Consider the following 10342-nt stretch of genomic DNA (forward strand, 5'->3'; position numbering starts at 1 on the left):
ACAGCCTGTCGCTAGGCTGTGATCAGTTTGGCCGGGCCGGCAGGCTGAGCTGCACCTGTAGCCCGCTTTGGGTATTGCCAAGCCAGATATTACTTAGTTGGATACTACCGCCGTGTGCTTCTATAATGTCGCGGCATAAACTTAAGCCTATGCCCGAGCCACCGGTTTTACTGGTGTAAAACGGCACCAGCGCATGTTGTAGCTGCTCGTCACTCATGCCACCACCATTATCGCGCACACAGATTAACAGCTCTGTAGCCTGCTCGCTAAAGCTAAGGCTGATAAGATGTGGCGCTGAGCCAGACTCATGGGCATTTTTAATAATATTCAGCAACGCCTGCTGCAACTGCTGCGCATCGGCTTGCCAGGTGCGCATGGGCAACTCGCCGCTCAGCTCAAACTCGTATAAATCCTGTAACTGATTAACCAGTCTGGGCCAGTTAACCGGGCTAAGGTTGGGGCGGGGTAGTTTGGCAAACTGTATATAGCCCTGCACAAATTGGTTAAGTGCCTGGCTGCGCTCGCTGAGGGTGCTAAACAGGCCTGCCAGTTCGTTTTGTTGTAAGGCTCTGGCACGCTGCTCACCGCTAAACGCCAGCGATGACAGCGGCGCCAGGGTATTATTCAGCTCGTGGCCTATGACTCTTAGCAATTTTTTCCAGGCGTTTAGCTCCTCACGCTGAATTTCCCGTGTCATTGGTTTGAGTAAAATAAGCTGATGATGCTGCTGATTTAACTGAAACTGACTGAGCGACAAATGCCAGATGCTGTTATCGGGCAAATGCAGCAGGCCTTGCTGTTTGGCGGCTATAGCCTTCGCCAATAGCGGGTGGGCGCTAAGTACAGTGTTAAGCCTGGCACCGTCGAAAGCTTTACCCTGGCTTAGCAATTGGCGCGCTGCAGGGTTACTCATCAGGATAATATCTTGCCGGTCGGTTAGTAGCAGCGCACTGGGGCTGCTTTGTAACACGGTGTCCAGCAGTAATTCGCGCTGGTACAGCGTGGCACGCTCTTTTCGCAGCTGGGCTGACATCAAGTTTAAACTGCCGGCCAGCGCGCTTAACTCGTGTACAACAAGCTGATTGGCGTTGGTATTAAAGCTGCCATCCTGCAGGTTTTGTGCATGCAGGTTAACGGCGTTCACTTCGCGCCATAGCGGCGCCATTGCCCACCGTTGTAACAACGCCAGTACAATGCCGGCAGCAATAATACTGGCACTGAGGCGCCAGTCAGCTGTGTAAAACTGCTGTTGCAACACAAGTAACAGCAGGGTTAGCGCCAGACATACAAGGTCAAGCCGCCGTTGGCTGCCCAGGCGCAGTGCTTTGGCAACGTATTGGCGGTTAGGGCGCGGCAATGCCGTAATACTCCATGCGCCGGTACAAGGCCTGGCGGCTAATGCCCAGCTGCTTTGCCGCGCGGGATACCACACCACCGGCTTGCCGTAGCGCCTGCTCCAGTGCTGCGCGGTCAATATCGTCCAGTGCCCGCTTGCCACTTACCACATCAGGTAAGCCCAGATCCTGGCTACTGATCTCATTGCTGCGACTTAATAACAAGGCGCGCTGACAAACATTTTGCAGCTCGCGCACATTGCCCGGCCAGCTGTAGCTTTGCAGCAGCTGCTCAGCCTCGCTGCTTAGGGCTTTTTTAGCGGCTAAAAACAGCCGTGCCAATGGCAGTATGTCGTCTTTACGCTCGGCCAGGGCCGGTAACGCCAGCTGCACCACATTAATGCGGTAGTATAAATCCTGGCGAAATTCGCCGCGGCCTATCGCCGCTGTTAAATCGGTATTGGTGGCACTGATAAGCCGAACATCCACTTTGCGCGTGAGGCTTGAACCTAAGCGCTCGAACTCGCCGGTTTGCAGTACACGCAGCAACTTGGCCTGACCGGCCAGCGACAAATTGCCAATTTCATCTAAAAACAGGCTGCCACCGTCGGCGGCCTCAAAGCGGCCAATACGGGTTTTAGTGGCGCCACTATAGGCACCGGCTTCGGCACCAAACAGCTCAGCTTCCATTAAATCGCTTGGCAGCGCACCCATATTCAGTTTGATAAAGGCTTTATCGCGCCGGTTGGAATTGGCATGCAGCACATTGGCAATGCCTTCTTTGCCGGCCCCATTGGGGCCGGTTATTAGCACTGCGGCGTTTGACGGCGCCAGTTGCAGTGTCATCTGTAATAACTGTTGCATCTGGCTGCTGGCAAACACCAGGCCGCATAAGTCTTTACCGGCAAAGTTGCTATGGCGTGCCTGCTCGGCCTTTTGCTGCTGCAGCGTCAGTTGCTGCAGCTTTAGCGCATTGGCTACGGTAAGCAGCAGACGCTGATCATCCCAGGGTTTGGCGATGTAATCTGTAGCGCCGGCTTTTACCAACTCGACCACCATTTCCAGCTGAGTCCAGGCGGTCATCAGTACAATAGGAATGTCCGGATACTGCTGGCGTAGCTGGTAAAACAAGGTTTTACCCTGCTCACCTTGCATCTGGCCGGCGCTGAAGTTCATGTCCTGCAAAATCAGCTCAATCTGGTGTGCTGCCAATAGCTGCCAGGCCTGCTCGGGCGAGCCGGCGCACAGCACCTGGTAACCCTGCAGCGCGAACAGGGTTTGCAGCGCCTGGCAAATCGGTTGATTATCGTCAATCACCAATAATTTCAGCATGTTTTATAAGGCTTTAGTGGCAGTGGCCGGTGATACCCGGGTGGCAATGGCCGCAGGATACCATGTTGCTACCGTGACACAAAGTAGTAACACCGCTATGGTAATTAGCGGTAAATAGCCACTAAGTGCCGGTATTGAGATCACCTGCGCCAGCGCCTGGTTTAGCAGTAGCGCCAGCATAACACCGAGCAGGGCGCCGACAGCGGTGCAAAGCCAGTTTTCACTTAGCAGTTCGATAAAAATAGTGTTTTTGCTGGCACCTAACGCTCGTTTAATGCCAATTTCCTGCTGGCGTTTTAAAGCATGAAAATAGGTACTGCTGTAACTGGACACCATAGTGACCAGCAACATTAAGGCGCTTAAGATGGCCAGTAACATCGCCAGACCATATTCGTTGCGGTACAAGCGCTGATGCTGCTCTGCAAGGGTGCGGATATGAAATATTTCTATATTTGGCTCAACGGCACGTAACGTCTGAACAAGTTGCTGCCTGACTGCATCAGCGCGGCCGGGGGCTGTGCGCAGTAAGATGCTGTAGCCCCAGTCTACGCCAAAGGGGGGGGCAACCTGGATGCTGTTAAACATCACATTAGTGCCGCTGCGCTGGCCGTAAAAGTCAGAGATAACTGCAGCCAACCGGCCGCGGTTAAGCTGCTGGCCAATAGCCGGTTTGTCAGCAAATAACTGTCTGGCCAGGCTTTGTGTTATCACCACATCCGGCTGTACCGGGTTATCCAGCGATACCGACTGCTGTGGCAGTTCGCCTTGCAGTAACTTGCTGTCGAACACGTGGAAAAAGTCTTTTGAGACAAAATACATGGGCACCGATGGTTGATTGCTGCGGCCTTCTTCACCGTCCAGATAGACATTGCCGTTATTACCGCCCTGCAGGATTGCCGACTGGTTAGAATAAGCTGCGGCAACCACGCCAGGTAAGGCACTAACAGCTGCCAGTTGCCGGTTGAGTAACTCTTCCAGTGCCGGATACACCCGCAGCGAGGCCGTAGTGGGTTTAAGTTGCACCAGCACGATATTGTTCAGATCTAATCCGGTAGGCTGGTTTAGCTGCTGATGAGTTTGTTGTGCCAGTAATATACTGTTTAACAGCAGCGCCAGTGTCATGGCCAGCTGCAGTAATAGCAGGGCGGTGACCACCTTACGGCTGAGTAGGCCTTTTATCAGTAAATAGAAAGACATGAGGGTTATTCCTTAAGCTGCTGATTTAACGTACCAAAAGAGGCGCGAAGCGACGGATATAAGGTGACCAGATAGCTGCAGACAACGGCGATGGCAAGCAGGCCCAGTAGCAAGGGCAGATCCCAGTCTGAAAACAAACGGTTGGCAGGTAACAGCTGGTTCATCAGCTTGATACCGGCATAACCGGTAAGCAGGGCACCGGCAATGGTAAAGCTGGCCATCAGCAACACATCGACCAGCATCTGCAGTTGTAACTGGCTGCGGCTGGCGCCCAGCGCGCGGCGCAGGCTAAACTCATACTGGTTACTTAAATAGCGGTTTAACGATAAGTGGCTGGCATTAAACAGACACACCAGCAAAAACAACAGCGTAACTAAAGCAAAGGCCTTAATGTCGCTACTGTCGCCACCAAAGTAGCTGACAATATCCTGCATCGCGACCAGTTGGTTATTTGGCTCTGACGGGTGGCGGCCGGCCGCTTTTTCATCCATCACCAGATTGTGCATAAACTGACGATACGCCTGCTGTTGTGCCGGCGTATCCAGCTGTACCCAGTATTGCAGCTGATGCAGGGCACCGGTGCGGCCCTGGGTGCTTAACTGGCGATAGTCGGTATCATCAAAGGTGGATGACTGGCTGTTTGACAAATAATTCATGTCATAGCCGGTTTCCAGTGGCAGATAGATATCGTCAGCATCAGTTAAATGATTGCGGTTGTTGGCGTCATACAGCCGGGGTAGCATTTGCCAGCTATCCAGTACCGCGCTGACCGTAACATTGCGGTCATCCAGCAGCAGGGTTTCACCTATCACTTCAGTGCGGCCAAACAGTTTTTCCGCACTGGCCCGGGTTAAAATCACTTCGAGGCGGGCGCTGTTATCAGGCCAGATACTGCCATGCAGCAGCGGCACCTCAAACATTGTGAAAAAATCGCGCTGAGTTAGGCGGATGCTGACCGGCAATGGCGGTTGGTCGGCGTTTACACGCAGGTAACCGTCTGCACTGTACATGGCGGCAGCCTGAGTGGGAATGCCTGACTGGCTGAGCTTTTGCACATTACTGTAACTTAAAACCCGCGGTGTGCGGCAATCTGTAGTGCACTGATAAGGCACCAGATTTATCATCGGAAAAAACAGCTTGTCGCTTTTATGTGGCAAGGGGTCGCTGTTTAACTGATAGTAGAAAGTGGCATTGGCAAAAAATACCCCCAGACCCACGCTTAAAATAAAAATAGTCAGCGCATAGGGCAGCGGCGCACGCTTAATGCCTTTGAGGCTGACTTTCAGATAATAAATAAACTGTTCCATTTGCTTTACCTTATGCGCTATGTGCTGCCAGCGGCTCATACAAGGTGCTGTCGTGCAGCTGACCATCGATGATCTGAATATGCCGCCCGGCGCGGCGCGCCTGATCCGGGTCATGCGTCACCATTAAAATGGTGCAGCCTTGTTGGTTAATTTTTTCCAGCAGTTCCATCACCTGCCGTGCCATTAATGAATCCAGGTTACCGGTGGGTTCGTCAGCCAGCAAAATGCGCGGCTCACCGGCAATGGCGCGGGCAATAGCGACGCGCTGCTGCTGGCCGCCAGAGAGCTGGCCCGGCAAATAATCGCGCCGGGCATGCAGGCCTACCAGCTCTAATGCCTGCTCAATACGGCGTTTACGCTCGGCGGCATTAAAGCCGCGATAACGTAACGGCAGTTCGATATTGTCATAGATGCTAAAGTCTTTTATCAGATTAAAGCTTTGAAAGATAAAGCCGATTTTTTCATTGCGCAGTTTAGATAAGGCTGCATCGGATAAGCCTTTAACCGACTGGCCATCGAGTAAATAATCGCCGCTGTCAAAGTGCTCCAGCGTGCCAAGGATATTCAGCAGTGTAGACTTACCCGAGCCGGACGGGCCGGTCAGGGCGGCAAACTCGCCTTCGTTTACCTGCAGGTTTACCTCGCGCAGGGCATGGGTTTCAATTAGTTCGGTACGGAAAATCTTGCTTAAATTGCTTAACTTAATCATTTTGTAGTCCTTTTTTGCTAACCGTTAGTTCAGGTTTACTCTGTCCAGATCTTTAAACTCACTTAAGCTGGAAATAACCCATTGTTCGCCTTCAGTGGCGCCGCTTAAAATCTCTACCCATTGCACCGACAAGGCGCCCAGCTCGATATTTTTGCGCAGTGCCTGGTTATCCAGCACCTGATAGGCCTGACGGCCACCGCCGGAGCTGACAAAGTCGCCGCGGGCAATTTTCAATACATTCTGCTTGTGTTCCAGAATAACCCGGGCGGTTAAACGCTGGCTCTGGCGCAGGGCGGTGCTGTCGGCCTCGTTAAAGCGTACTCTGGCGCTAACCTGATTGTTGCGCACCTCAGCCGCTATAGTGCTGATGCTGCCGCTTAGCTGCTGATTACCTAATGTCACTTCAACCTGTTGGCCGGGCGCTAAGTCGCGGGCGTAGCTTTCCGGTACCGCCAGTTCGGCCTCGTACTGGCTTAAGTCGATTACGGTCAGCAGCGGCTGGCCGGGTAGCACATGGCTTTGCTGCTCGACTAACCAGTTGCCCAACTGGCCGGTAACAGGGGCAGTAATATCAAGCGCAGCCACTTTGCGCTCAAGCTCACTTACCACCAATTGCTGGCGGTGAATATCCTGCTCGCGCGAGCGCTGCTCGAAGCTCAGCTTGTCTTTAGCCAGCACCACTTTACGTTTGGCGTGGTCAAATTCCAGCTCTGCTTTAGTCAGATTATCTTTGGCAATATCAAAGTCGAGCTTGCGGATCACGCCCATCTCTATCGACTGTGTGGCCCGCGCCAGCTCGCGCTTTGCCGCCAGCAGGTTTACCTGGGCGTTGTTCATTACCTGCTCAATATCCAGCTGCTGCTCGCGCGCCGCCAACACCGCACGCTCGGCCTCACTTTGCATACTGGCCAACACCGCCTGTTGCTGTTGTAAATCGTTCTGTAACGTGGGGCTGCTAATTCTGGCCAGTAAGTCGCCTAAGGTTACGGCTTCGCCCGGCTGTTTAAATAATTGCACCTGACCGGTTTCCTGGCTGTACAGGGTGGGGGCGTTAGCCGCGACAATACGGCCTTGTACTGCGATATCACGCACTAAATCGCCGCGCTGCACGGTAGCAAACTGCAGCTGAGCGCGCGGTAGCACCAGGCTGGCGCTTTGGCCGGTGGCCTGAAACAGCAAAACGGCCAATAGCGCCAGCGCTGTGCCGGCTGCTGCCAGCGGCAGATAGCGGCGCCAAACCGGTTTTGCCGGCCGCGCAATAATATGGTCTTGCTGTGCTGTACCCTGGATCATGTTTTGTCCTTGCTTTTCTGTTGTTGCAGCGTCTGCTTTGATATAGCAGCTTTAATGCCAAAACTTAACTTATTGAATTTGTTAGCTAAGTTAAGTTTGGCGTTAGAGTTTATGCTGTCCGCGGACAGTTTTAGTGTCCGTTGCCGTGCTGCGGACAACTATTGCTAAAACAATTGCTTAACGTAGAATCAACGCAGGAATAAGAAGCGTGAACAACAATATGGATACTTTGGCTCGTCAATGCGATAACTGCTTTACCACCTTACAGGGTGATTTTTGCCATCAGTGTGGCCAGGAAAAGAAAAGCTATATCCGTAATGTCAGTGGTGTGGTGACAGAGTTCTTTGGTGAGTTCAGTAACTGGGACACCCGGGTGTGGCGTACTTTACTGCCGCTGTGGTTTCGCCCCGGTTATTTAAGCCGGCGTTATGTTAGCGGCCATCGGGTGCCTTATGTGCCGCCGCTGCGGCTGTATTTATTTACCTCGATAATCGCGTTTTTGCTGCTGGCAAAGTTATTGCCAAACAACGGGGTAAACATTAATAACGCTAACGAAGAGCTACCTTCAGTCGTCAGTGGTGAACCTGTCTCGCCAGAGCAGTTTAAGCAGGAACTGTTCAGTCAGATGCAGACCGAAGCCAAGGATCAGGGTATGGCGCTGCCATTGTTATCAACCGAGACCAATAGCGAGTTTGAGCGCAAAATTGCCCAGTTAAGTGCTAACCCCAAACAGGCGGTGAATAAGTTTTTTAGCCTGGCGCCACAGATGATGCTGTTGCTACTGCCGCTGTTTGCGCTGCTGCTAAAGCTGGTTTATCTGCGCTCTGAGCGTTACTACATGGAGCATTTAATCGTCGCGCTGCACAGCCACAGCTTTATTTTGCAGTTTTCGGTGTTTTATCTGGCGCTGGAACTGCTGGCGCAAAGTATCAGCCTGGCCTGGCTGTCGCAAAGTATTAAGTGGCTGGCTAACGGCGTCTTGCTGTGGATACCACTGTATTTACTGCTGTGCCAAAAGTATTACTACCGGCAAAGCTGGGGTAAAACTTTAGTAAAGTTCTGGCTGGTAAGCTCGGTGTATAACCTGATGGCAGTCAGCGCGCTGGTGGGGCTGATTATTCTCAGTATTTTATGGGCCTGAGTTATGAGGTAAGTGAGGTATGACGGTGCACGCTATGCAGAATATTGGTTGGGCAGATTTCCAAAGGGTAGACATCCGCGTGAGCACTATCGTTGATGTTGAAGATTTTCCGCAGGCACGAAAGCCAGCTCTCAGGTAAAGGCAGATTAAATCATGGTAACAATGGAATTATCGGTAATCGTACTAAATGCCGTTATTGTTTTGGTGGCTTATCTTTCGGTTTACCCCAAGCTGGCCGGCAATAGCTTTAATAAAATTTCTTTTTATGACCTGTTTGCCTCCGGCCTGGCGCTGGCTATTGTTGGCTCTAAATATTGGGGTAGCGGTCAGCAATTTAGCCTGGTTGTCGCCGACGTTAACTGGTTTTGGTTTACCCTGATTACTTACGCCATTATCGAAATACCGGTAATGCTTTGGTATTTCAAGAAAAATAATGTGGATGTGAAGATAAAACGCTAGCAAGCCACTAGATAAAGGCAGATATATACATGCTCTGTATCGTTTGTTTTTTCTAAGAGCGCAGGGTTTTACTACTGTAGCATTGAGATTATAAATTCTGGGGATTGCCACTGTGATTAGCTTTAAGCCTACTAACGATTTAACGCAAGCAGCAAGGTTTACTCTGGACAATATGCGGCCATATTATGCCCACTATGCGGTAGATTGGGATGAAACACAGATAGAGCAGATGACCAGAGATCTGGTTAATTTCGATATAGTGCTGCAACAGCACGTTGTTGGTGTTTTGCGCTTATCTTTTAACGCAGAAGAATGCTGGCTACGTGATTTGCAAGTAGATAGGGCTTATCAGAATCGAGGTATTGGCGCTATTGCCCTTGCTGAGGCAGTGCGGCTGGCTAAACACAATCGCTGTCCAATATTGAAACTTAGGGTATTTAACATCAGCCCTGCGGTTAATTTGTATAAGCGTGAGGGGTTTGCAGTCATCAACGAAGACGAGCGCTTTTGTTATATGAGCCGGGAAATTGAGTAACGGCTTATTTCTCTGCTGCGGGTAATTGAATTGAAACTCTTTACATAACAGTTGTGTAAATACTTGGTAAATTAACACAAGGTTAAGTTAATTTGTGCCACTTTAATCAGCAAACATAATTACAGGAGAACACAGATGAAACTGATTATTGGCCTGGCTATCAGCCTGACATTATTGATATTTAGCAACAACGCCTTAGCCTGTGGCTTTCGGCTGGATAACGGCAAGTTATTACGCTGCGGCATGAACCGCATCGAGCTGTTATCACTGGCCGGTGAGCCGGTAAGTAAAGATATTGAAACGCTGGGTGTGGATACCGGCGAGCCGGTTAAAGGCGAGACGATAGAAACCTGGTCGTACCGCCTACAGGGCGATATGGGCGGGCAGTTTTTAGTATCAGTAAGCCTGCAAGCGGGCAAGGTAACGGCGATAACATCTAAACAACAAAGCCGGCTATAAACCGGTTTTGTTGTTTAGTGTTGCAACAATCGGACCTGCCTCTCTAAATCCGAATGTACCTATAACCTGTTGTAAGTTATCAATAAACGAAGTAAAGTCTTATACATTAAATTTACAATGGCGGAAAAATCCGTATTTAAATATGAATTTTTTCCGCCGAATAAGTTTTAGGCATACAAGGAGTTAGTAGATGGTTAACTTTAAAAGTTATTTGATGGCGGTAATTTTAGGTATTGCACTGGCATTTGCATCGGTTGTTATTGTTGGGTATGGTGCAGCAGTATCTGTGCCTGCAGAAATTTTAAAAACGCTAACAAAAATTTCAGATCTATTCGCTTTTGTTGTGCTCGATTTCTTTACTATTGCGGTTCCGTTGGCTGTAGCTTTTTTGCTGTTAGCTTATGTATGTAAGTTTTTATTCAACAGGCCTGACGATAAATTTTACTTGTTGTTGCTTGCTCCGCTGGTTCTATTGAATGTTTATTTTCTTCTGCAATTGCCACCACAATTAAACGTTATCGTACCAATGTTACGAGGGTGTTCAATATTCTGTGTCAGCCTGGTCACAGGTCAATA

General features: G+C 50.5%; 11 protein-coding genes. 5 read left to right on the forward strand and 6 right to left on the reverse strand.

Going from position 1 to position 10342, the window contains the following annotated elements; translation table 11 throughout:
- Positions 1-22: 22 nt before the first annotated feature.
- From RNAN_RS02885 to RNAN_RS02910, 6 genes are read right to left on the reverse strand one after another with little or no spacing between them, the layout of a single operon-like run.
- Positions 23-1357 (reverse strand): sensor histidine kinase, encoded by a 1335-nt coding sequence (locus tag RNAN_RS02885; protein ID WP_008218590.1) that lies wholly within the window; start codon positions 1355-1357, stop codon positions 23-25.
- Complete coding sequence (locus RNAN_RS02890; RefSeq protein WP_008218592.1) at positions 1344-2666, reverse strand: sigma-54-dependent transcriptional regulator; 1323 nt, start codon at positions 2664-2666, stop codon at positions 1344-1346. The genes RNAN_RS02885 and RNAN_RS02890 overlap by 14 nt, the downstream gene beginning before the upstream one ends.
- A 3-nt stretch (positions 2667-2669) precedes the next feature.
- Positions 2670-3863, reverse strand: a complete 1194-nt coding sequence (locus RNAN_RS02895) for an FtsX-like permease family protein (RefSeq protein ID WP_008218594.1) — start codon at positions 3861-3863, stop codon at positions 2670-2672.
- A 5-nt stretch (positions 3864-3868) separates the two neighbouring features.
- Positions 3869-5170, reverse strand: a complete 1302-nt coding sequence (locus RNAN_RS02900) for an ABC transporter permease (RefSeq protein WP_040551557.1) — start codon at positions 5168-5170, stop codon at positions 3869-3871.
- 10 nt (positions 5171-5180) lie between these two features.
- Entirely contained in the window at positions 5181-5879 is a 699-nt protein-coding gene (locus RNAN_RS02905; RefSeq protein ID WP_008218599.1) for an ABC transporter ATP-binding protein, read from the reverse strand.
- A gap of 24 nt (positions 5880-5903) precedes the next feature.
- Positions 5904-7172 carry an efflux RND transporter periplasmic adaptor subunit gene (locus RNAN_RS02910; protein ID WP_008218601.1) on the reverse strand — a complete coding sequence of 423 codons (1269 nt, stop codon included), beginning with the start codon at positions 7170-7172 and terminating at the stop codon, positions 5904-5906.
- Positions 7173-7380: 208 nt separating this feature from the next.
- Here RNAN_RS02910 and RNAN_RS02915 point away from each other — a divergent pair, with 208 nt between their 5' ends.
- From RNAN_RS02915 to RNAN_RS02935, 5 genes are all read left to right on the forward strand, one after another.
- A complete protein-coding gene (locus RNAN_RS02915) occupies positions 7381-8313 on the forward strand; it encodes a DUF3667 domain-containing protein (protein WP_008218605.1) in 933 nt (310 codons plus the stop codon).
- A 153-nt stretch (positions 8314-8466) separates the two neighbouring features.
- Positions 8467-8772: a hypothetical protein gene (locus RNAN_RS02920; protein ID WP_008218606.1), complete on the forward strand. Its 306-nt coding sequence runs from the start codon at positions 8467-8469 to the stop codon at positions 8770-8772.
- 112 nt (positions 8773-8884) lie between these two features.
- A complete protein-coding gene (locus RNAN_RS02925) occupies positions 8885-9307 on the forward strand; it encodes a GNAT family N-acetyltransferase (protein ID WP_008218607.1) in 423 nt (140 codons plus the stop codon).
- Positions 9308-9442: 135 nt separating this feature from the next.
- Positions 9443-9766: a hypothetical protein gene (locus RNAN_RS02930; RefSeq protein WP_008218608.1), complete on the forward strand. Its 324-nt coding sequence runs from the start codon at positions 9443-9445 to the stop codon at positions 9764-9766.
- Positions 9767-9956: 190 nt separating this feature from the next.
- Positions 9957-10342 (forward strand): hypothetical protein (locus RNAN_RS02935; RefSeq protein ID WP_052027246.1); only part of this gene is annotated, 386 nt, incomplete at its 3' end.

The sequence above is a fragment of the Rheinheimera nanhaiensis E407-8 genome (assembly GCF_000296695.1).
GTDB lineage: Bacteria > Pseudomonadota > Gammaproteobacteria > Enterobacterales > Alteromonadaceae > Alishewanella > Alishewanella nanhaiensis.